General features: G+C 70.9%; 18 protein-coding genes. 9 read left to right on the forward strand and 9 right to left on the reverse strand.

All coding sequences use genetic code 11. The features are described from left to right. The first annotated feature begins 17 nt into the window (after positions 1-17). The 3 genes from Acy02nite_RS31935 to Acy02nite_RS31945 all read left to right on the forward strand — a co-directional run bounded on the left by Acy02nite_RS31935 (position 18) and on the right by Acy02nite_RS31945 (position 5420). The gene (locus Acy02nite_RS31935; RefSeq protein WP_203748675.1) at positions 18-3110 is read left to right on the forward strand and encodes a DEAD/DEAH box helicase; all 3093 of its coding nucleotides are present in this window, start codon (positions 18-20) and stop codon (positions 3108-3110) included. A 1-nt stretch (position 3111) separates the two neighbouring features. Then, positions 3112-3942, forward strand: coding sequence for an SWIM zinc finger family protein (locus Acy02nite_RS31940; RefSeq protein WP_203748678.1), 831 nt, complete (start codon positions 3112-3114; stop codon positions 3940-3942). A gap of 521 nt (positions 3943-4463) precedes the next feature. Next, positions 4464-5420: an aldo/keto reductase gene (locus Acy02nite_RS31945; protein ID WP_203748694.1), complete on the forward strand. Its 957-nt coding sequence runs from the start codon at positions 4464-4466 to the stop codon at positions 5418-5420. 167 nt (positions 5421-5587) lie between these two features. On the opposite strand, the gene Acy02nite_RS31950 is transcribed toward Acy02nite_RS31945, so the two are convergent. Continuing rightward, on the reverse strand, positions 5588-6439 hold the full coding sequence (locus tag Acy02nite_RS31950) for a menaquinone biosynthetic enzyme MqnA/MqnD family protein (RefSeq protein WP_203748697.1): 852 nt from the start codon (positions 6437-6439) through the stop codon (positions 5588-5590). A 702-nt stretch (positions 6440-7141) separates the two neighbouring features. Between Acy02nite_RS31950 and Acy02nite_RS31955 the strand changes: the two genes are divergently transcribed. Next, the gene (locus Acy02nite_RS31955; RefSeq protein ID WP_203748827.1) at positions 7142-9130 is read left to right on the forward strand and encodes a HelD family protein; all 1989 of its coding nucleotides are present in this window, start codon (positions 7142-7144) and stop codon (positions 9128-9130) included. Then, positions 9130-9996 carry an LLM class flavin-dependent oxidoreductase gene (locus tag Acy02nite_RS31960; protein WP_203748700.1) on the forward strand — a complete coding sequence of 289 codons (867 nt, stop codon included), beginning with the start codon at positions 9130-9132 and terminating at the stop codon, positions 9994-9996. The genes Acy02nite_RS31955 and Acy02nite_RS31960 overlap by 1 nt, the downstream gene beginning before the upstream one ends. Before the next feature lie 50 nt (positions 9997-10046). Here Acy02nite_RS31960 and Acy02nite_RS31965 read toward each other — a convergent pair whose 3' ends face one another. Next, the gene (locus Acy02nite_RS31965; RefSeq protein WP_203748703.1) at positions 10047-10472 is read right to left on the reverse strand and encodes a GNAT family N-acetyltransferase; all 426 of its coding nucleotides are present in this window, start codon (positions 10470-10472) and stop codon (positions 10047-10049) included. Positions 10473-10585: 113 nt separating this feature from the next. Here Acy02nite_RS31965 and Acy02nite_RS31970 point away from each other — a divergent pair, with 113 nt between their 5' ends. After that, positions 10586-11347, forward strand: a complete 762-nt coding sequence (locus Acy02nite_RS31970; RefSeq protein WP_203748706.1) for a VOC family protein — start codon at positions 10586-10588, stop codon at positions 11345-11347. 104 nt (positions 11348-11451) lie between these two features. Here the strand turns inward: Acy02nite_RS31970 and Acy02nite_RS31975 are convergent, their stop codons facing one another. Genes Acy02nite_RS31975 through mqnE form a run of 6 tightly spaced genes read right to left on the reverse strand, consistent with a single transcriptional unit; the run spans position 11452 to position 16369 of the window. Then, complete coding sequence (locus Acy02nite_RS31975; protein WP_203748709.1) at positions 11452-12222, reverse strand: ABC transporter ATP-binding protein; 771 nt, start codon at positions 12220-12222, stop codon at positions 11452-11454. Beyond that, the gene (locus tag Acy02nite_RS31980; RefSeq protein ID WP_239175409.1) at positions 12219-13238 is read right to left on the reverse strand and encodes a FecCD family ABC transporter permease; all 1020 of its coding nucleotides are present in this window, start codon (positions 13236-13238) and stop codon (positions 12219-12221) included. Before Acy02nite_RS31980 ends, Acy02nite_RS31975 begins: the two co-directional genes overlap by 4 nt. A gap of 11 nt (positions 13239-13249) precedes the next feature. Further along, positions 13250-14170, reverse strand: a complete 921-nt coding sequence (locus tag Acy02nite_RS31985) for an ABC transporter substrate-binding protein (protein WP_203748715.1) — start codon at positions 14168-14170, stop codon at positions 13250-13252. Between the two features lie 54 nt (positions 14171-14224). Next, on the reverse strand, positions 14225-14752 hold the full coding sequence (locus Acy02nite_RS47540) for a DUF4229 domain-containing protein (RefSeq protein ID WP_203748718.1): 528 nt from the start codon (positions 14750-14752) through the stop codon (positions 14225-14227). A gap of 12 nt (positions 14753-14764) precedes the next feature. Next, a complete protein-coding gene (locus tag Acy02nite_RS31995) occupies positions 14765-15190 on the reverse strand; it encodes a hypothetical protein (protein WP_239175403.1) in 426 nt (141 codons plus the stop codon). A 9-nt stretch (positions 15191-15199) separates the two neighbouring features. Continuing rightward, positions 15200-16369: an aminofutalosine synthase MqnE gene (gene mqnE, locus Acy02nite_RS32000; RefSeq protein ID WP_203748734.1), complete on the reverse strand. Its 1170-nt coding sequence runs from the start codon at positions 16367-16369 to the stop codon at positions 15200-15202. A gap of 296 nt (positions 16370-16665) precedes the next feature. On the opposite strand from mqnE, the gene Acy02nite_RS32005 reads away from it, so the two are divergent. After that, entirely contained in the window at positions 16666-18312 is a 1647-nt protein-coding gene (locus Acy02nite_RS32005; protein ID WP_239175404.1) for a C40 family peptidase, read from the forward strand. 233 nt (positions 18313-18545) lie between these two features. Here Acy02nite_RS32005 and Acy02nite_RS32010 read toward each other — a convergent pair whose 3' ends face one another. Further along, positions 18546-18887, reverse strand: coding sequence for a hypothetical protein (locus Acy02nite_RS32010; protein ID WP_203748737.1), 342 nt, complete (start codon positions 18885-18887; stop codon positions 18546-18548). Between the two features lie 814 nt (positions 18888-19701). On the opposite strand from Acy02nite_RS32010, the gene Acy02nite_RS32015 reads away from it, so the two are divergent. Then, a complete protein-coding gene (locus Acy02nite_RS32015; protein ID WP_203748740.1) occupies positions 19702-20286 on the forward strand; it encodes a hypothetical protein in 585 nt (194 codons plus the stop codon). A gap of 265 nt (positions 20287-20551) precedes the next feature. Beyond that, positions 20552-22450 carry a DEAD/DEAH box helicase gene (locus tag Acy02nite_RS32020; protein ID WP_239175405.1) on the forward strand — a complete coding sequence of 633 codons (1899 nt, stop codon included), beginning with the start codon at positions 20552-20554 and terminating at the stop codon, positions 22448-22450. Positions 22451-22466: the final 16 nt, after the last annotated feature.

Genomic DNA, 22466 nt, shown 5'->3' on the forward strand with positions numbered 1-22466 from the left:
CTCAGGGGGTTGAGGAAGTGCTCGTCGTTCACGGCGGCTGGGTGCCCGGGTCCGGGCGGCCCGGCCGGTTGCTGCTCTGGGCCGAGGAGCCCGCCACTCAGGAGTCCTCGGCGTCCCGCTCCAAGGTCCGGCCCCACCCGTTCGCCGCGAGCATCGAGGCGCTGACCGCCGCTCTCGACCTCCCGGCCGGAGTGGTCGCCGGGGTGTCCTCGGTCAGGTTGCCGGGCACCTCGCGCGGCCCGCTGCCCTCACCCGAGACCGGGATCGAGACGAGCTCGCCGCGCGGGGTCAAGCTCGCCTCCTGGACCGTGCCGACACTCGCGGTCCCCGGGGAGTCCGCGATGGCCCTGCTGGCGGCGCTCGGCGAGCCCGACCCGACCGCTCCGTGGATGCCCGGCGCCTCCTTGCGATACCTGTGCTTCCTCGCCGGCTGGGCGTGCGACCTGGCTCAGCACGGCCGCATGCTCCCGCAGCTGGTGATCGAGGAGGGTGTGCCCGCGGCTCGCTGGCGCTCCGTCCTCACCGGCCCCGACCTGGCGACCTATCGTGACTTCGCGGCCGGCATGCCACCGGTGGTCCGATCTCTCAGCGCTCCCGCGCCCGCCCGCCGATCGCCCCGGGCAGGCGCCGCTCCGGCGGACGTTGCCGCGAGCGGTGAGGACGGCCCCGGCGCCGGGCGCACCCTGCGGGATGCGCTGGAGACCCTGCTCGACGGCGCCGCCCGGGCCACCCTGCCGGAGAAGATCCTCGGCGGGCACCGCCCGGGGCGGAAAGCGCCGCTGCCCGACCGCTGGGTCGCCGCCCTGACCGATGCCGACCCGACCCTGCCCGAGGCGCCCGCCGGTGAGGTGCGCGAGCTGCGCAAGTCGCTGGACGACTGGATGCGGGCGGCACAGGCGGCGAACGCGCCGATCCGGGTCAGCTTCCGCCTGTTCGAGCCGGAGCCCGGTGAGGACGAGTGGGATCTGGAGTTCGCTCTCCAGTCCGCCGAGGATTCCGGGATCTATCTTCCGGCCGCCCAGGTCTGGGCCGGTGAGCGCTTCCCCGGCCTGCCCCGCCGGCCCGACGAGGCACTGCTCACCGGCCTGGGCCGCGCCGTCCGCCTGTTTCCGGCGCTGCACGAGGCTCTGCGCGAGCAGCAGCCGGCCGCGATGACGCTGAGCACCGCCGAGGCCTACGACTTCCTGCGTCAGGTCGCGCCACTGCTGCAGGCCGCGGGTTTCGGGGTGCAGCTGCCGTCCTGGGCCGGGCGCAAGGGCGTCGGCCTCAAGCTGACCACCCGGTCGCGCTCCAAGGCCGGCTCCTCGCGGGCGGCCGCGGATTCCGGGTTCGGCCTCACCGAGATCGTCGACTTCCGGATCGACCTGGTGATCGGTGACGGCGTGGTCAGCCCCGCGGAGCTGGCCGAGCTGGCCCGGCTCAAGGTGCCGCTGGTCCGCGTCCGAGGCCAGTGGGTCGAGCTCGACGACAGGCAGCTCAAGGCCGCGCTGAAAGCGGTCAGCCAGCGACGCGAGGGCGAGCTCACCGCCGCCGAGGTGCTGCAACAGGTGGTTGACGGCGGCGAGGAGGATCTGCCGCTCGTCGAGGTCGACGCCGACGGGACGCTGGGCGACCTGCTCTCCGGCCAGGCCTCGGAGCGGCTCGACCCGATGCCGACCCCGGACGGCTTCCAGGGCGCCCTCCGGCCCTACCAGGAGCGCGGCCTTTCCTGGCTGCACTTCCTCGGCCGGCTCGGGCTCGGCGGGATCCTCGCCGACGACATGGGCCTGGGCAAGACCGCGCAGACCATCTCGTTGCTGCTCACCGAGCGGGTCGGCCGGGCGCCGGGCGAGGTGGCCCCCACCCTGCTGATCTGCCCGATGTCACTGATCACGAACTGGAGCAAGGAAGCTGCCCGGTTCGCCCCGAGCCTGCGGGTCTATGTGCACCACGGCGCGACCCGGCAGCGCGGTGACGAGTTCCTTGCCGCGGTCGGCGCCGCCGATCTGGTCCTCACGACGTATGGCACGGCGGCCCGCGACCTCGAGACTCTCCGGGAGATCGGCTGGGGCCGGGTCGCGTGCGACGAGGCCCAGGCCATCAAGAACAGCGGGACCCGCCAGTCCCAGGCGGTCCGGGCCATCCCGGCGGGCACCCGCCTGGCACTGACCGGCACCCCGGTGGAGAACCATCTGGCCGAGCTCTGGTCCATCATGGATTTCTGCAATCCCGGTCTGCTCGGGTCGGCCAAACGATTCCGCCGCCGGTTCCAGGAGCCGATCGAGGTCCGGCAGGACGAGGACGCGACCGCCGCTCTGAAACGGGCGACCGGGCCGTTCGTCCTGCGGCGCCTCAAGACCGACAAGACCATCATCTCGGACCTCCCTGAGAAGAACGAGATGAAGGTGTGGTGCTCGCTCACCCCCGAGCAGGCCACCCTCTACCAGGCCGTGGTCGAGGACATGATCGCCGAGATCGAGAGTTCCGAGGGCATCCAGCGGCGGGGCAACGTGCTGGCCGCGATGATGAAGCTCAAACAGGTTTGCAACCACCCGGCGCACCTGCTCAAGGACGGTTCGCGCCTACCCGACCGGTCCGGCAAGCTGGCCCGGCTCGAGGAACTGGCCGACGAGATCGTCGAGGACGGCGACAAGGCGCTGGTCTTCACGCAGTACGCGGAGTGGGGCTCATTGCTGCAGCCGTATCTGGCGGCGCACCTGGACCGGCCGGTGCTGTGGCTGCACGGCGGGCTCAGCAAGTCCCGCCGTGACGAGCTGGTCGAGCGGTTCCAGACCGCCGACGAGCCGATGATCTTCCTGCTCTCGCTGAAAGCGGCAGGCACCGGCCTCAACCTGACCGCGGCGAACCATGTCGTCCACTTCGACCGATGGTGGAACCCGGCGGTCGAGGATCAGGCCACCGACCGGGCCTTCCGCATCGGGCAGTCCCGCAACGTGCAGGTCCGCAAGTTCATCTGCACCGGCACGCTGGAGGAGAAGATCGACGCGATGATCGAGCGGAAGAAAGCGCTGGCCTCCGCGGTCGTCGGCACCGGCGAGGAGTGGATCACCGACCTCAGCACCGATCAGCTGCGTGAGCTGTTCGCGCTCGACCCCGCGGCGGTGGGCTGAGATGCCGTTCGACCGGGACGGCCATTTCTACGAGGCCGCGCGCGCGATCGAGGTGGACGGCGGGCTCGCGGTCCGCTCGAAGCGGGGCAAAATCGGCGAGCAGTGGTGGTCACGGCGGTTCGTCGACGTGCTGGAAGGTGTCTGCGACGCGGGGCGGCTCACGCGCGGCCGGGCCTACGCGCGCAAGGGCCAGGTGATCGACTTCGCGCTGAGCTCCGGGCAGGTGGTCGCTCGGGTGCAGGGGTCGCGGCCTACGCCGTACCAGGTGACCATCCGCATCGCCGCGTTCGACGACGCCCAGTGGGAGCAGATCACCGAGGCGCTGGGGTCGCAGGCTCTGTACCGGGCCGCGCTGCTGGCCGGCGAGATGCCCCGCGAGATCGTCGACCTGTTCACCGACCTCGGGCTGCCCCTCTTCCCGTCGGAGCTGGACATCGACTGCTCCTGTCCCGACTGGGGCGTCCCGTGCAAGCACGGCTCCGCCGCGCTGTATGTCCTGGCCGAGGCCTTCGACGACGACCCGTTCCTGGTCCTGGCCTGGCGCGGCCGCGCCCGGGAGCCACTGCTCGACGCCCTGCGCGGCACCGCCGACCCGGGCGAGGCGTTCGATCCGCTGGCGGTTCCGGAGGAGCCGCTGGCCGACCGGCTCGCCGACTACTACTCCCCCGCTGTGAGCCTCGGCCGGCTACGGGAACGCCCCGGCCGTGGCGGCACCCCGCCCGAGCTGCTGTTGCGTGCGCTGGATCCGCCTCCGGTCAAGGTCCGCCACATCCCGCTGATCGACCTGTTGCGCCCCGTCTACCGAGATCTGGCAACCCCACCCGAGGAGTGATCAAGCGGCACGCCCCGGCGCGGCCCGTCACGCCCCAGCACGGCCCGCCACGCCCCAGCACGGCCCGGCACGGCGCGGCCGACGCAGCGCGGCCCCGGCACGGCGCAGCCCGGCGCGGCCCGTGCCGCCCCGCGCGGCGCAGCCCCGCGCGGCGCAGCCCCGGCACGGCCGGCACGGCACGGCCCGGCACGGCCCTGCACGGCACGGCACGGTCGAGCGCAGCCCGCGCCAGCGTGGAGCGGCCCCGATTGGCGCCGGGTGACGGCAGGCTGACGGAGTGTGCGCGTGGCTGAGCGGTGCGCGACTGCTGAGCGGCATGACGAAGGGGCCGCGCCCATCGTGAACCGATCGTGGGCGAGTCCACGATGGACGCGGCGGCTTGGAGACTACCCGACTTGAGGGGATTTCGCCTCTCAGAAATTACGCATCGGCATTCGACGCGTTACAACCCGTATCAATAGATCATCGGCGATGTGTGGGTCTTCCCGGAGCCACGGCATCACGCGGACTAGGTTTGGCTCATGACTGAGATGAGCTACCGGCGCCTCGGCGAGTCGGGCCTGGTCGTGTCCGTCGTCGGCATCGGCTGCAACAACTTCGGCCGGAAGCTCGACGAGGACGGCACCCGCGAGGTCGTCGACGCGGCGATCGACGCCGGCATCACCCTGTTCGACACGGCGGACATCTACGGCACCCCGCACGGCGCTTCGGAGGAACTGCTCGGCGCCGCACTGAAGGGCCGTCGCGACGAGGTCGTGCTGGCCACCAAGTTCGGCATGAACATGGAGGGCCTGAACGGGCGGGACTTCGGCGCCCGTGGCTCCCGGCGCTACGTGGTCCGCGCGGTCGAGGCGTCGCTGCGCCGGCTGGAGACCGACTACATCGACCTCTACCAGCTGCACGAGCCGGACCCGTCCACCCCGATCGAGGAGACCCTGACCGCGCTGGACGATCTGGTCCGCTCCGGCAAGGTGCGCTATCTGGGCAATTCGAACTTCTCCGGCTGGCAGATCGCCGACGCCGACTGGACTGCCCGGGCCTCGAATCTGTCGCCGTTCATCAGCGCGCAGAACCGCTACAGCCTGCTGCACCGGGATGCGGAGATCGAGGTCGTCCCGGCGTGCGAGCACTTCGGGCTGGGGCTGCTGCCGTTCTTCCCGCTCGACTCGGGGTTGCTCTCCGGGAAGTACCGGCGTGGCGAGAAACCGGCTTCGGGCACCCGGCTCTCCCAGGACCGCTATGCGCCGTGGCTGGAGCACGCGGACTGGGACACGATCGAGGCGCTCACCGCGTTCGGCGCCGAGCGCGGCCACAGCCTGCTCGACGTCGCGATCGCAGGTCTGGCCGCCCGTCCCGCGGTGACCAGTGTGATCGCCGGCGCGACCACCGCCGACCAGGTCCGGGCGAACGCCGCCGCCGCAACCTGGGAGCTGACCGCCGCGGACGTCGCCGCCCTGGACACGATCCTCACCGCGTGACCGCCGCCCCGGACACGATCCTCACGGCGTGACCACGGCGCTGGGCAGGATCCTGACCGCGTGACCGCGCGCCGGCCAGGATCCTCACCGGCCGACCGCCGTGGGCCTGGCCGCCCTGCACCACTCGTCTCGAGGCCGAAGCCCCGGGCGCGCGACGGTGCGGGCGGTCAGACGTCGGCGAAGACCAGGCCCTCGGCGGGCAGCGACGGAACCTCACCGCGAGCGGCGGCCCGCCGGGCGAACTCGCGAACCCCCAGCTGCTGCCGCTCGCCCAGGGAGAAGTCGAGGGCCCGGAAGTAGTTGGCCAGGGTGGCCGCGTCGAACGGCTCCCAGCGCGCTGCCGCCTCGGCCACCGCGTCCAGCTCGCCGAGGCACAGCTCCTTCGAGCGCTGGAACGCCTCGTGCACGTCCTTGACCTGGCCGGGGTGGGCTGCCGCGAAGTCTTTCCGGACCGCCCAGACGGCGAAGACCATCGGCAGGCCGGTCCATTCCCGCCAGGCATCGGCCAGGTCGATCACCTGCAGGCCGAGCGCGGGCGCCTCATACAGAGCCCGGAGCGCCGGGTCACCGATCAGCGCCGCCGCGTCGGCCTCGCGCAGCATCAGTGACAGGTCGGGCGGGCAGCGGAAGTAGGTCGGCTCCACCCCATACCGCTCGGAGAGCAGCATCTGCGCCAGCAGCACCCCGGTCCGCGAGGTCGAGCCCAGTGCCACCGGCCGTTTGTCGAGCTCGTCGAGGGGTCGAGTGGTGACGAGGTTGACCGAGAGCACCGGCCCGTCGCTGCCGACGGCCAGGTCAGGGAGCAGAACCAGCTGGTCGGCATGCTTCAGATACTCCACCAGCGTGATCGGCCCGATGTCGAGGTCACCGGCGACGAGCGCGGCGCTGAGCCGGTCGGGCGTGTCCTTGTGCAGATCGACGTCGAGGAGCGCGCCCGAGCGCATCAGCCCCCAGTAGATCGGCAGGCAGTTGAGGAACTGAATGTGCCCGACCCGGGGCCGACTGACGCTGTCGCTCATGACCCGACGGTATCCCTGACCTGGGTGGGTTCGCTTCTCGGAGCAACGTCTCGTTCCTCACGTCCGCCGCGGAGCCGGCCCGGCCGGGCGCGCTGTGCGACCACGGATCGTGAGCCCCCGCTGCGGGATACGGATCTCACCGCCCCGTTCGTGGTGCCGGCCCCCGCGAGTGGATCCCGAGTTCCGGCGACAGCGCGCGTCGCGGTGTCCGGCTGGTCCTCATGGTCGTTATGAGGCACGAATAACGACCATGAGGACCAGCCGGGAGAGCGAGCGCGCCGCTTCCCTGCCCACCGGCCTCGTCGCGGACTCCAACGGGTGGGACTGTTCCCGCCGGAATGGGCCGACGGCGGGTTTTCTGCTCTGACCGTGCCCCGCCACGGAGGCCGCCCCGGAGGGTTTCGCGTTCTGGCCGCGCCAGCGGCCTGCGAAGCCCGCAGGGGTCCCCGCGGGAGCGACGGTCCGGACCACAGCGGAGGCAGGACATGAAGATCTTGAAGTTGATCTTTAGAACGCCGGCCGGAGGGCGATAAATCGGTGGACAGATGATGAAGGCGGCGTAGCGTGGAGGGCCGCTCGACGGCCGTGGTGAGCAAGCACCGCAGCGGACGTCCCCGCGCCGACCGGCAACCGAAACGCCGTCCGGAAACGCGAGCGCAGCCGAGATCAGCCTGCCGAGGATGCCCCGTGTCCACGTTTGACATGCAAGAAGAGCTCGCTGCCGAACGATCCCACCTCACCGAGTCGCGGGCCGCGCTGAAACGGATGCGCGGCCGCGCGGAAGCGCTGTTCTCGACCGGCGACAAGGTGGCCGGCGACGCCTACACCGCGGAGCAGCTGGGCCGGCACATGGCCCGCCGGGTGAAGGAACTCGCCGACGATCCCGACACTCCGCTGTTCTTCGGGCGTCTCGACATCGAGGAGAGCGCCTACCACGTGGGTCGCCGGCACGTCACCGACGACGCCGGCGAGCCGATGGTGCTGGATTGGCGCGCGCCGCTGTCCCGCTCGTTCTACCGCGCGAGCGTCCGCGATCCGCAGGGGGTGGCGACGCGCCGCCGGTTCGGGTTCGTCAAGGGCGAGTTGACCAGTTTCGAGGATGAACACCTGGATCGCGGCGAGGAACTGGGCACCAGCAGCCGAATCCTGACCGCGGAGATCGAGCGGCCGCGCGTCGGGCCGATGCGTGACATCGTCGCCACCATTCAGCCGGAGCAGGACGAGCTGGTCCGCGCGGAGCTGGGCGATTCGATCTGCGTGCAGGGCGCGCCGGGCACCGGGAAGACCGCTGTCGGGCTGCACCGGGCAGCGTTCCTGCTCTACCTGCATCGGGAGCGTTTGCGCAGGTCCGGGGTGTTGATCGTGGGGCCGAACACGGCATTCCTGTCCTACATCTCCGCGGTCCTGCCGACGTTGGGTGAGGTCGAGGTCCAGCAGTCCACGCTGGACGAGCTGATCCAGCGCGCGAAGATCAAAGCGACAGACGAACCGGCGGCCGCGCTCGTCAAGAACGACGTGCGCATGGCGGAGACGCTGAAAACCCTGCTCTGGAACCGGATCGCCGAACCGGCCGAGCCGATCATGGTGTCGGACGGCTCCTACCGCTGGCGGATCGACATCGAGCCGCTGCGCCGGATCATCGACGAGGCCCGCCGCGAGGACTTGCCGTATTCGGTCGGCCGGGAACGCGTCCGGGCCCGGGTCGTGGGCCTGCTGCAGCGCCAGTCGGAGTACCGGACCGGCAATTCGCCGGGCGAGACGTGGCTGCGCAAGATGAGCAGGATCGCCCCGGTCACGGGCTTCCTGGAGGCCTGCTGGCCGGCCGTGACCCCGGAGTCCCTGGTCGCCGAGCTGCTGACCGACCCGTCCGCGGCCGAGCTGTTGACCGAGGAGGAGCGGGAGGCGATCCGCTGGGCCAAACCGCCCAAGACCGCGAAGTCGGCCAGGTGGACGACGGGCGACCTGCTGCTGCTCGACGAGGCGGCCGGGCTGCTGGAGCGGGAGAACAGTTTCGGTCACGTGGTCGTCGACGAAGCTCAGGATCTGTCACCGATGGCGGCGCGCGCGATCGCCCGGCGCAGCGAGCACGGCTCGATCACATTGCTCGGCGATCTCGCGCAGGGCACCGCGCCGTGGGCCACCACCGACTGGCGGGAGATCCTGGCCCACCTGGGCAAACCGGACGCGTCGGTGGTGCCGTTGACCGTCGGCTTCCGCGTCCCGGAGGCCGTCGTGACGCTGGCCAACCGGCTGCTGCCGGCGCTCGGCGTCAACGTGCCGGAGGCGGTGTCCCTGCGCCGCGACGGTGATCTCGCGGTCATCCCGGTCGCCGAGCCGGACGAGCTGGACGCGCGCACGCTCGTCGAGGTCACCGCGGCGCTGGAGCACGAGGGCTCGATCGCGATCATCGCGGCGGACGCGGCGGTGGACCGGCTCCGCGGTCATCTCACGGCTGCGGGCATCGGGCACGCGACGCCCGACGACCTCGAGGCCGAGGCGCGCGTCATGGTGGTCCCGGCCACGCTGGTCAAGGGCTTGGAGTACGACCATGTGATCGTCCACGAGCCGGCCGACATCGTCGCTGCCGAGCCGCGCGGCCTGAACCGCCTCTACGTCGTGCTCACCCGAGCGGTCACCCGTCTCTCCGTCCTGCACGCGAAACCGCTTCCTGAACCGCTTAACATCGACTGATGCCCCGCATCGGAGTGATGTTCGACCGCGACCTGCCCCCTGAAGACCTGCCTGCCTTCGCCGCCGCGGTGGAGCAGGCCGGCGCCGACGACCTGTGGGTGGTCGAGGATCTCGGCTGGGCCGGCTCGATCAGTACGGCCGCGCTGGCCCTGGCCGCCACGTCCCGCATCCGGGTCGGCATCGGCATCACGCCGGTCCCGTTGCGCAGTCCAGCGCTGCTCGCGATGGAGCTGGCCATGCTGGCCCGGGTGCACCCGGGCCGGCTGGTGGCCGGGCTCGGGCACGGCGTGACGCAGTGGATGGAGCAGCTCGGCGTGAAGCCGAAGTCGCCGCTGGCCATGCTGGAGGAGACGATCGTCGCGGTGCAGGGCCTGCTCCGCGGTGAGACGGTGACGATGAACGGGCGGGAGGTGTGCATCGACGGCGTTCGCCTGGTGCATCCGCCGGCCGTTCTCCCGCCGATCGTGACCGGCGTGGTGAAGCCCCGCTCGCTGGAGCTGTCCGGCCGGGTGGCGGACGGCACGATCATCGCCGAGGGCAACGGGCCCGCGCAGCTGACGGACGCGCTCACGCACCTCCGGCGGGGTGGCGCGGGCGACGAGCACGAGTTGATCGTTTTCACGTACCTGCACGTCAACGACGACCCGGCGGACGCCGCGAAGGTCACCGGCGCGATGGTCGAGGGCCAGGCGAGCTGGCTCGGCCTGCCGCCGTCCGAGGTGTTCTCGCTGATCGGCCCACTCGGCGAACTGCCGTCCAAGGTGGATTCCCTGGTCGGGGCCGGAGCCGGGACGATCGTGCTGCGGCCGCTCGGGCCGGATCCGATCCCGCAGGTCAAGGCGGCGCTCAAGGCCCTCGGCCGCTGACCGGACCCGGTTATCCACAGCCTGACACCGCAGGCTGTGGATAACGGGAATCACCTCAGAGGTTTGACCCAGCGGGACCATTCGTCCTGCCTGCGGTAACCATGCGCGGCCCAGATCCGGTGGGCGCGCTCGTTCCCGTCGAGCACCATGGCGTCCACGCGTGTGCCACCCAGACCGCGGAAACGCTCCTCGGCGGCCTCGATCAGCCGGGCTCCGATGCCCTGGCGGCGATGCTCGGGCGCGACCGCGAGCCGATAGAGGTGACAGCGCCAGCCATCCCACCCCGCGATGATCGTCCCGGCGATCTTCCCGTCGGTGATCGCCAGGATCAGCGCCTCCGGGTCCCTGGCGACCAGCGCGTCCACCGCGTCCGAGGTGTCCGCCGGGCGGCTGTCGTTCTCCGCCGCGCCCCGCCAGAAGGCCAGCACGCTGTCCAGTTCGGACCGCTTCGCCACTCTCAGGATCAGATCTTCCACGGCGTCACCCTAGAACCGCTCAACCCCGGCTTCGACCCGTTTGATCACCCCGGATCGGCTAGAAGGCCGACAGTTCGGGCCGGGCTCGGGTGTCCGGATGCGACCATCCGGCTATGACGGTTCCATTGCCCGGAGTGCCCAACTGGGTGGATCTGGCCACGTCCGATCTCGGCGATTCGACCCGGTTCTACACGAACCTGTTCGGCTGGACCGCCGACGTCTCCGGCGACGATTTCGGCGGATACACGACGTTTCTGCTGAACGGCCTGCCGGTGGCCGGCGCCGGGCCACTCTTCGGCGAGGGGCAGCCGACCGCCTGGAGCACGTACATCGCAACCGACGACGCCGACCTGGTCGCCGCCCGGGTGGAGGCGTCCGCCGGGAAGGTGCTGGTCGCGCCGTTCGACGTGATGGATCAGGGTCGGATGGCCGCATTCCTCGACCCGTCCGGCGCGCCGTTCAGCGTCTGGGAGGCCGGCATGATGCGCGGCGCCGAGATCTTCAACGTGCCCGGGGCTTTGACCTGGAGCGAGCTGAACACGCGGGACGTCGAGGGGGCACGCCACTTCTACGCCACCGTCTTCGGCTGGACGTTCCGGGAGACCGAGGTGGGTGGCCTGCCGTACGTTCTCTGCGACAATCTGCGCCAGCCCGTCGCGGGCCTGCAGCCGATGGTCGGCGAGGGCTGGGCCGACGACGTCCCGCCGTACTGGCTGGTCTACTTCGCGGTCACCGACTGCGACATGGCCGCGCAGCACGCGTTCGCCCTCGGCGGCCGGGTGATCAGCCCGCCGACGACGATCGCCATCGGCCGTTACGCGGTTCTGGCGGATCCGCAGGGCGCCATGTTCGCGCTGCTCGCCGCGAGCCGCTGAAGACCGTTCCCGCCGGCGCCGGGCCGCTTCCCCGCACGCTTGCCCATTTCCCGGTACGGCCGCGGCGCGCCTCTCCGGCGGCGATGCGCTTGCCGTTCCCAGGGTCAGGAGCGGACCGCGACGACCAGCGGACCGTGTTCGCCGGGGATGACCCGCACCCGGACCCGGTAGTGCTCGGCCAGGTTCGCCTCGGTCAGCACCTCGGCCGGAGTGCCGGCCGCCACGACCCGGCCGGCCGACAGCAGGACCATGCGGTCGGCGTACTCCCCCGCGGTGGACAGGTCGTGCATGGTGGCGAGCACGGTCAGGCCCCGCGAGGCTCGCAGGTGGTCGACGAGTTCGAGAACCTCCTGCTGGTGGCCGATGTCCAGGGCGCTGGTCGGCTCGTCGAGCAGCAGGATCCGGGCGCCCTGGGCAAGCGCCCGGGCCAGGAAGACCCGTTGCCGCTCCCCACCGGAGAGCGTGTCCAGGCGGCGGCTCGCGAACGGGACCAGGTCGAGGGCGGTCAACTCCTCCTCGACGGTGGCCAGGTCGGTGGCGGATTCGCGGCCGAGCGGCGCGATGTAGGGCGTACGCCCGAGCAGGACGTAGTCGAAAACGGTCATCGCGGCTGGGACGACCGGGTTCTGGACGACCACGGCGACCGTCCTGGCCCGTTCCCGCCGGTGCAACTCGCCGATCGGCCGGCCGTGCAGCCGCACCGTGCCGGCGAACGGGAGCAGACCGGCCACGGCGCGCAGGGCGGTGGACTTGCCGGCGCCGTTCGGTCCGATCACGGTGAGCCACTCGCCCCCGGCCACGTCGAGGGTGACGCGGTCGACGATGAGGGCGTTGTCCAGCCGTACCGTCAGATCGACGACCTCGACCGCCGTCATGCCGCCGCCGATCGTGTGGTGCGCAGCACCACGATGAAGAACGGTGCGCCGAGGAATGCCGTGACCACGCCGATCGGGATCTCCGCGGCGCCGCCGGCGACCCGGGCCAGCAGATCGGTGAGTGCCAGGAACGCCGCGCCGAAGAGCAGCGACAACGGCAGCAACGACCGGTAGCTCGGCCCGGTCAGCAGCCGCAGCGTGTGCGGGACGATGATGCCGACGAACCCGATCAGCCCGGAGACCGAGACGGCCGCGGCGGTGCCCAGCGACGCGGCCACGATCAGCAGGTAACGGCTGCGCTGCGGGTGCAGGCCCAGGCTCGTCGCCTCCTCGTCGCCGACGGTGAGAACATCCAGCTCACGCCGCTGGGTGAGCATGATCGCGGCGGTCAGCACGGTGTACGGCAGCACTACCAGCACGTCGTGCCAGCCGGCCGTCCCGAGGCGGCCGAGCAGCCAGGAGTACACCTCGCGCAGCGACTCGACGTGCCGTTGCAGCAGGTAGGTCTGCACCGCGGAGAGGAACGCGGAGACCGCGACCCCGGCCAGGATCAGCGCCGACGGTGATCGATCGCGGCCACCGGCGGCGCCGAGCACCCAGGTGAGCGCGACCGCGATCAGCGCTCCCGCGAACGCCGCCGCCGGCACGCCGATCGGCAGACCCGCCCCCGGCGGACGCAGCACGAGCACCGCGGTCACGCCGAGACCGGCCCCGGCGGCGACCCCGAGCAGGTGCGGGTCGGCCAGCGGATTACGGAACGCGCCCTGATACGCGGCGCCGGCCAGCGACAGCATCGCGCCGACCAGGAGACCGAGCACGACCCGGGGCAGCCGCAGCTCGGTGAGGATCGCCACCTCGCGCTCGGTGAGTCCGCTGTCCAGGTGCACCCCGGGGATGAGATTCAGCAGCTCGACGGCGACACCGCCGGGCGGCAGCGACACCGAGCCGAAAGCGAGACCGGCGACGACCGCGACCAGCACGGCCACGACGCCGGCCGCCAACCAGGCCGGGCGCATCCCGGCCGGCCTCACGAGATCTTGCTCACCGCGTCGGCCACGGACTTCACGAGATCGACGGTACGCGGACCCCAGCGCGACGCGATGTCATCGTCCAACGCGTAGACCTGCGACTTCTGCACCGCCGTGACCGAGGACCAGCCCGCCCGCGCCTTGACCGTCGCGGCGGTCTGCTGACAGCACTTGGAGTCGGCCAGGAAGACGGTGTCCGGGTTTGCCTTGACCAGCGCCTCCGCGGACAACTGCGGGTAACCGCCCTTGCTGCCGTCAGCGTCCGCGGCGTCGGCCACGTTGGTCATCCCGAACAGGTTGAAGACTCCACCGATGAACGTCTTCGAGGTCGCCGTGTAGAGCTCCGGCCCCAGCTCGTAGAAGTAGGTGAGCGGCTTGCTCCGCGCCGGCACCGACTTCACGATCTGATCGATCTCGGTCTTCATCCGGTCGCTGACCGCTGTGGCCTCGGCAGCGTGACCGGTCAGAATCCCAAGATCTCCGATTTCCCGGTACGTGTCGTCGAGCGTCACGGCGGCCGGCGACACCAACGTCGGGATCTTGAGTTTGCCCAGTTGAGCAACGATCTGGTCGGCGTCGCCGGAGAGCACCACGAGGTCGGGTTCCTTCGCGGCGATCGCCTCGGCGTTCGGCTTGAAACCGGACAGATCGGTCTTCGGCGCCTCGGCCGGGAAGTTCGACTGGTCGTCGACCGCGGTCACCTGCGGGCCGGCGCCGATCGCGAACAGCATCTCGGTGGCGGTCGGGCTCAGCGAGACGATCTTCTCCGGGCGGGTGGCGAGCGTGAGCGCACCGACCGTGACCGGGAAACTGGCCGCGGCCGAACCCGACGTGGTGGGCGACGTGCCCGGCTCGTCCGATTTGCCGCAACCGGTGAGCAGCAGGGCCGCCACCGTGGCAGCGATCAGTACACGTTTCATGACGTCCTTCTGTCGGTCGGATTGGTGCTTCGCCGACAGGGCCGCGGCGCGCGATTACTTGCCGGCGTCGGTCTTGTGCTCGGTCTTCAGGCCTTCGCCGGTGTCCGCGGCGCCCGCGGCCGCGGCGCTCGCCGCGTCGGCCACGACCTGGTCCTTGCCGTCGGTCGCGACCTGGCTCCCGGCGCTGCCGCCGCCAGTCGCAGCCCGCTCCGCGTCGCGCGCGACAGCCTGCTCCGCACCCTCGGTCTTGTCGTGCGCAGCAGCCAGCGTCTTGTCGTGCGTGGCGGCCTGGGTCTTGGCGTCGGCGGCGGCCACCCGGTCGCCCGCCTCGGCGGCCTGGTCGTCGCCGGCCAGGGCGGAACGCAGGCGCGCTTTCTCCGCCGAGCGGCGCGCGGCCGCCTCAGCGAGGTGCTCGGCCATCTGGTCACGCCAGTTGCGCAGCAGGAAGAAGGCGAAGGCAGCCGACGCGACAAACGCAATCATGGCCTTGACCAGGATATTCAACGGCGTCGGGAAGAGGGCCGCAAACACGATCAAAAACAGGCCGATGCGACCCAGCGTGTACTTGATGGCGGGGCTCATGATCTCTCTCCCTCAGCCGGACCGCTGACGGAGCCAGCGGAGGCCGTAGAACCAGACGAAGCAGTGGACGACCGTGGCGGTCACCGCGCCGGCGCCACCGCTCACCAGGGGAGGAGTGTACGGCGCGACCACACCGGCGATCGTCAAGCCCGCGGCCGTGCCGAAGCCGATGCCGAGAATCGCGGCGAGCACCCGGTCCGCCCCGTAGGCCTCGGCCCGGAACTGCTCGACGAAGAGCCACACCGGCAGGATCACGATCAGCCAGCCGTTGGTCTGCCCGAACCGGGCCACCCCGGTCAGCGCGAGCACGCCCTCCAGAACGAGCACCACCACGATGCCGACGACCAGACCGGCGAACGCCGCGCCGAGCAGATCACCCACCGTCGCCACCGGACCGGTGTTGCGCCGCAGGCCGCCAGTGCTCCGCTGCTGGGTCATCGCATCACCCTAGGCCCAGACCTTCTGCGGCTCACTGCGCCGCTCGGCCAGGCTGACCGGCTTCTCATACTCCCGGACGACCTCGTAGCGGGTGTTGCGCTCGACCGGCTGGAAACCGGCGTCCCAGATGACATTGAGCAGATCGTCGCGGTGCATCGTGCTGGGCGTGCCATACGAGTCGGCGTCATGCGTGATCTTGTATTCGACCACCGAGCCGTCGAGGTCGTCGGCGCCGAAGTTGAGCGACAGCTGAGCCACCGACAGCCCGTGCATGACCCAGAAATTCTTCAGATGGGGCACGTTGTCGAAGAGCAACCGGGAGACGGCGAAGGTCTTGAGCGACTCGGCCGGCGCGGCCATCGTCGTCCGCTCCTGGATCCGGTTACGGATCTTGCCGTCCGCCGAGTCGTGGAAGTCGTGCTGATAGCGCAGCGGGATGAAGACCGCGAAACCGCCGGTCTCGTCCTGCAGCTCACGCAGGCGCAGCACGTGGTCGACCCGGTGCCGCGGCTCCTCGATGTGGCCGTAGAGCATCGTCGCCGGGGTCTTCATGCCCTTCTGGTGGGCGAGCCGGTGGATGCGCGACCAGTCCTCCCAGTGGCAGTTGTGGTCGACGATGTGCTGCCGGACCTCCCAGTCGAAGATCTCGGCGCCGCCACCGGTCAGCGACTCGAGCCCCGCGTCCATCAGCTCGTCGAGGATCTCGCTCGCCGAGAGGCCGCTGATCTTCTCGAACCACTGCACCTCGGTGGCGGTGAAGCACTTGAGCTTCACGTTCGGCAGCGCCGCCTTCAGCTCGCGCAGCACCTTGGGGTAGTAGCGCCAGGGCAGGGACGGGTGCAGGCCGTTGACGATGTGCAGCTCGGTGAGCTGCTCGTCCTCCATCTCCTTGGCCTTGGCGACCGCCTCGTCGATGCGCATCGTGTACGCGTCCTTCTCCCCCGGCTTGCGCTGGAAGGAGCAGTAGGCACAACTGGCCGAGCACACGTTCGTCAGGTTGAGGTGCCGGTTGACGTTGAACATCACCCGGTCACCGTTCAGCTGGGTGCGCTTGTGGTGTGCGAGGCGCCCGAGCCAGGCGAGGTCGTCACTGTCGTAGAGCGCGATGCCGTCCGCACGGCTGAGCCGCTCACCCGCGTAGACCTTCGCCTCGAGGTCACGCTTCAGTCCGGCATCCATGTGCGCCCCTTTCCGGTTCTCGCCATCGAGCCTACGTGCCGCCTATGACAGCGAACACGGCGACGGGCCGCCGGGTGTTCCACCACACCCTGGCCAACGCTCGCTGATCAGGCAGAACGGATGTGGACACCGACAAGTCGAGAAATTCTCAGGCTCCTTTCACCTTCTTTCGATCGACAGCGGTGCGCGGCTGAGGTATGAACCTTTAGGAACGACTAGCGACGGTCCGATGGCCGTCGCGGACCGGGGAGCTCATGTCCAAGGCATTGCGGTACGGATCAGTTTCATCACGTTCCGTGCTTACGCGATTGCTGCCCGTCACCATCTCGGCGGCGGTCGCCGCGGCACTGGCTGCGCTGTTCGCGCCGGTTCCGGCGATGGCGGCGCCCTATGGTGATCAGCCGATCGCCGCGGGCGTGCCGGACTCCGGCTCGCGCCCCACGCAGGTCGGCTCGCTCGTGCTGCCCAACACCCCGATCAGCACCACGACGGTCAGCACCATCCCCGGCTCCGCGACCAGCCCGGTCCTGCAGACGATCGAGAAGGGCCGGGTCGCGATCGACCAGCTCGGCGACGAGCTGCTGAAGCTGAAAGCCGACCGCGATCTCGCGCAGACCCAGGTCACCGTCACCCAGCAGAAGGTCGCCGACGCGCAGACCAACCTGCAGGGCGCGCAGACCGAGGCGACGACCGCCGCCAATCAGGGCCTGCAGGCGGCCGCGGCGGTCCCGCCGGGCGCTCTCGACTCCGGCCTGCTCAGCCTCGATCAGCTCGCCCGCCTGCAGCGCGGGGAGAAACCGGTCGACTCCTCCGCGGTGCAACGCCTGGAGTCCGCGCAGGTCGCCGCGCAACTCGCGCTCGACGAGCGGCAGACCGCCGACGAGAAGTACGACGCGCTGCTCAAGCAGTACCAGGAGCAGGAGACCAAGCTCAAGCAGAAGCAGGCCGCCCAGGACAAGTACGAGGCTGCCCACCGGCCCGAGCTGACCGCCGCCGAGACCCTGGCCAGCCAGACCGACCAGGCGCTCGGCTCGCAGTACCTGTCCGGCCAGACCGGGCAGGGCGCCGACCCGCGGGCAATCCAGGCGCTGCAGTTCGCGCTCGCCCAGCGCGGCGACCCGTACGTGTGGTCTGAGGAAGGCCCGGACCAGTACGACTGCTCCGGCCTGATGTACGCGGCGTACCACACGGTCAACTTCCCCCTGGTGCGCGTCTCCCGCGATCAGTACTGGCAGACCCGTAACAAGGCGGTCGACCGTTACTCGCTGCTCCCCGGCGACCTGCTGTTCTGGAGCTACACCAACAGCTGGACCGGCATCCACCACGTCGCGATGTACGCGGGCAACGGCATGATGGTCGAGGCCCCGCGCACCGGTCTCAACGTGCGCCTCGTCCCGGTTCGCTGGGGCACGCTCTTCGGCGCCACCCGGGTGTTCGGTTCGGTCGAGGGCGGTCTCGGCTCGGTCGACCTCGGCGCACCGGACTCCGAGGTCGAGCCGCCCGCACCGACGACCACGACCACAAGCACGCCGAAGCCGGGCAAGACGGCGACGCCGAAGCCGTCGACGACCACGTCCAAGCCGGGCGGCGGTAACTCCAGCAGCCCGAAACCGGGGTCGTCCGCGAGCACTCCGGTCCAGACGCCCAGCCCGAGCACCTCGGGGAGCAGCCCGTCCACGAGCACGAGCCCGAAGCCCTCGGACTCGGGAAGCCCGAAACCGTCCAGCAGCTCGTCCGGCGGCTCCGATGGCGACGACGAGTCCACGCCCGCCTCGCCGGCGGCCACCAGTGAGTCGGCCACCAAGACGACGTCGCCAACCAAGACAACGTCAGCAACCAAGACGACGTCGGCAACCGTGACGACGCCGACCACCACGACGAAGTCGGCCGATTCCCCGTCGGCGAAAGCTTCGTCGTCCTCCTCCGGCGCTAGTGACAACTAGTCCGGAAATCAGGTAACAAGGCACCAGCCCTCGACCGTTTTGTCGGAGGGCTGGTCGGGTCTATGCCGGGTGCGTCAACACCGACTGATGTGGCACGGTTAAGGTCAGCGACCGACGTCCTCAACCCGTCGGCAGCGGCGGTCGGGAGGCCCCATGGACGAGCAGCAGGCGACCAGGGACGGCGATAGCTCCACGCCGCCACCCGGTCGGTCGCCCGCGGGCGACATCGAGGGCTACGCGCCGCCTCCGCCACCGGCGGCGGGTGCCCTGTGGGCCGCGTCCGGCCCTCGTCCCGCCACGGTCTCCGCGTCCGCACAGGTTTCCGCCGCTCCGGCCACTGTTTCCGCCTCAGCCCCGGTCTCGGCGGCTCCGGTCTCCGGCTCAGCGCCCGTTTCGGCCGCACCCGCTTCTGGCTCAGCACCTGTTTCCGCCGCGCCGGCTTCCGGCTCGGCACCGGCCGTCGTCGCCAGTGCGAAGGCTTTCGGCTCGGCCCCGGTCTCGGCCCCGCCGGAATCCAGGAACTCCGCGCGGACGAGTTCGGACGCCGGCGGTTCCGCGGGGACCAGCTCGGACAAGCCCACCGCCTCAGCGGCCGCGCCGACGAGCGGGCCCGGCCGGGTCTACGGCACTCCCACGTCGGAGCACCCGACCATCTACGGCAAGGCGACCTCCCCCGAGCCGGAGGCGGCCGACCCGGCCTCGGAGCCGGCCGACCCCGAGCCGGCCGAACCCGCTGACCCGAAGCCCACCGAGCCGAAACCGCGCGAGCCCCAGCCCAGCGAGCCGAAACCGGACAAGCCGCAGCCCAGCGAGCCGAAACCGCGTGAGCCACAGCCGGGCAAGCCGGAGCCCACCGAGCCGGGGCCGAGTGAGCCTCGCCCGGGCGACCCGCGCCCGGTCCCGGCGCCGCACAAGCCCAATGAGCCGAGACCGGCCGAGCCGGAGCCCACGGTTCCGGACCCGATCAAGCCGCCGCCCGGGCCCATCCCCGGTCCGCAGCCGGGTCCGTTCCCCACGCCCGGGCCCCAGCCGGGTCCGTCGCCCACGCCTCCCGGCCCGGCGCCCGATCCGTACCCGCCGAGCCCCGTTCCGCCCGGTCCGGGCCCCTCGCCGGTGCCGCCGCTGCCGGCGCCTGCTCCGGTTCCGCCTGGCCCCGGCCCGTCCCCGGTTCCACCCGGCCCGGGGCCGAGCCCGGTTCCCGGCCCGGGGCCGAGCCCGGTTCCTGGTCCGGCGCCGAGCCCGGTTCCCGGTCCGCCCGGGCCCAGCCCGGTGCCCGCGCCGCCACCCGGCCCTGGTCCGGTGTTCCCACCGCCCCCGATGATCGGGAACGGTCTGCCTCACTACACGATGCCGCCGGAGAGCGGCGGCCCGACGGGAGTCCTTCCGCCCATGTCCAACGGCATCCCCGGCTTCCCGCCGGCCCCGGCGAACCCTGAAATGACCCAGCCGCTCCGCACCGCCGCGGGTAACCCGGACATGACGATGCCGCTGACCTCCGCGGCCATGAACGGCGACTTCGACCGCACCACGCCGCTCAACCTGGCCGGCGGCAACGCCGACCTGACCATGCCGGTGAACCTGGCCGCGCCCGGCACGAGTGACATGACACTCCCGGTGAACCTGGCCGCCGCGACGAACATCGACGCCACCATGCCGGTGAACTACATCCCGACGCAGCACAGCCCCGCGTCCGCGCAGCGCAACGCGGGCGGTCAGGTCTACAGCAGCACCGGCGGCCACCCGGCGATCGACATGACGATGCCGGTCGGCGACCCGGTGGAGAACTCGGGTTCGCTGACCGGGCACATCCTGGCGCAGGGCTGGCACGACGCGAAGGTCGACCAGCGCCGCGGCAACCTCAAGGTGGTGATCGCCATGCTGATCGTTCTGGGTCTGCTGGTCGCCGTCAGCCTGGTCTTCGTCCTCACCGTCGGCAGCAGCTTCACCGATCTCTTGAAGGGCACCGCGGGCTGAGCCGACGCCGTTCACTCCCCGCGCTGTTTGCTGCTCGGGGAGACCTGCTCTAAGCTGGCGAGGTTGTGCGCTGAGGTGAGCCTCCCCACTACCCGACGGGAATGCAGTCGGTAGCACGAGCGTTCACACGTACACTTATGGCAGTTATTCATGCGGCGTGCCCACCCGGTGCGCGCCACGGGCGTTCTTGCGGGCATTTCAGCGGGCGGTTCTCGACAACCGCGGCGGGCTATTCGCGAGCATGCGCCCCCGTAGAGAGGTTCTCTTGACCACTTTCGCTGACCCCAGCACGTTCCCGTCCGTTTTCGACAGCAGCAACACCCCCGAGAGCAGCAGCGTCGCCGCGAACGACAGCGACACCGCCGCGAAGAGCAGCGACACCGCTGAGACCAGCGTCGCCGCCCCCGAGGTCGTCGAGACCACCGCGACCGTCGAGATCATCGAGGCCGAGCCCTCCGCCGTCGAGCCGGAGCCGGTCCGCACCTTCGCCGACCTGGGTGTTCCGGCCGAGATCGTGCGAGTCCTCAACCGTGAGGGCATCACCACCCCGTTCGAGATCCAGGCCGCGACCGTGCCGGACGCTCTGGCCGGCCGTGACGTGCTCGGCCGTGGCCAGACCGGCTCGGGCAAGACGCTCGCTTTCGGCCTGCCCGTGCTGGCCCGCACCGCCCTCGGCGGCAAGGCCCGGCCGCACTACCCGAAGGCTCTGATCCTGGTTCCGACCCGCGAGCTGGCCATGCAGGTCGCCGACTCGCTGATGCCGGTCGGCCGCGCGGTCGGTGTCTTCCTGAAGACCGCTGTCGGCGGTGTTCCCTACGACCGCCAGATGGACGCTCTGCGCCGCGGCGTCGAGGTCATCGTGGCGACTCCGGGCCGGCTCGCCGACCTGATCGAGCGGGGCGCCTGCAAGCTCGATGACGTCGAGGTCACGGTTCTCGACGAGGCCGACCAGATGGCCGACATGGGCTTCCTGCCCGAGGTCACCGATCTGCTGGCGAAGACTCCGGAGAACGCGCAGCGCCTGCTCTTCTCGGCCACTCTGGACGGTGACGTCGACACCCTGGTCAAGCGGTTCATGCACGACCCGGTGACGCACTCCACCGCGCCGGCCGAGGCCAGCGTGTCCACGATGGATCACCACCTGCTGCTGATCCCGCCGGCCGAGAAGTTCCCGATCACCTCGTGGATCGCGAACCGGGCCGGCAAGACCATCGTCTTCGCACGGACCCAGATGGGCGTCGACCGCCTGGTCGAGCAGCTCCACGCGGTCGGGGTGCGGGCCGGTGCGCTGCACGGCGGCAAGACCCAGCGGGTGCGCACCCGGACCCTTGCCGAGTTCAAGGAAGGCCGGACGAACGTCCTGGTCGCCACGGACGTGGCCGCCCGGGGCATCCACGTCGACGGGGTCTCCCTGGTCGTGCACGTGGACCCGCCGAAGGACCCGAAGGACTACCTGCACCGGGCCGGTCGCACGGCACGGGCCGGCGAGTCCGGCGCGGTCGTGACGCTGGTTCTGCCGAAGCAGCGCCGGTCCACCCAGGCGATGATGGCCAAGGCGGGCGTCGCGCCGGCCGAGGTCCGCGTGCGGGTGGGCGACGAGAAGCTCGCCACGATCACCGGTGCTCAGGAGCCGAGCGGCATCCCGGTGATCGAGGAGCCGGAGCCGCGTCGTGAGCGGTCCGGTGGCGGGCGTGGCCGCTTCGGTGGCGACCGGGGTGACCGGCCTCGCTACGGTGACCGTCCGCAGCGCTCCTACGGCGACCGGAACGACCGTGGTGGCTACCGCGGTGACCGCCCGGCAGGCGACCGTCCCGCTTACGGTGACCGGCCGAACCGGGAGCGCGGCACCTTCGGTGACCGTCCGGCCGGTGAGCGTGGCAGCTTCGGCGACCGCCCCAACCGCGAGCGCGGCAGCTTCGGTGACCGTCCGGCGGGTGACCGCGGGGGTTTCGGTGACCGTCCCGCGGGCGACCGGCAGGCCGCCGGTTCCGGCGAGCGCGGGAGCTTCGGTGACCGTGGTGGTGACCGGCGCTTCGGTGACCGGCCGCGGACCGACCGGGCTTTCGGTGACCGTCCGGCCGGCCAGCGCCGGGACGGGCAGCGCACCGACCGTCGTGAGGCCCCGGGCCGTTTCAACACGGCGCGCCCGGCTCGCAGCCACTGATCATCTGAACTGAGTT

Origin of the sequence: Actinoplanes cyaneus (assembly GCF_016862095.1) — a bacterium.
GTDB classification, from domain to species: Bacteria; Actinomycetota; Actinomycetes; order Mycobacteriales; family Micromonosporaceae; genus Actinoplanes; species Actinoplanes cyaneus.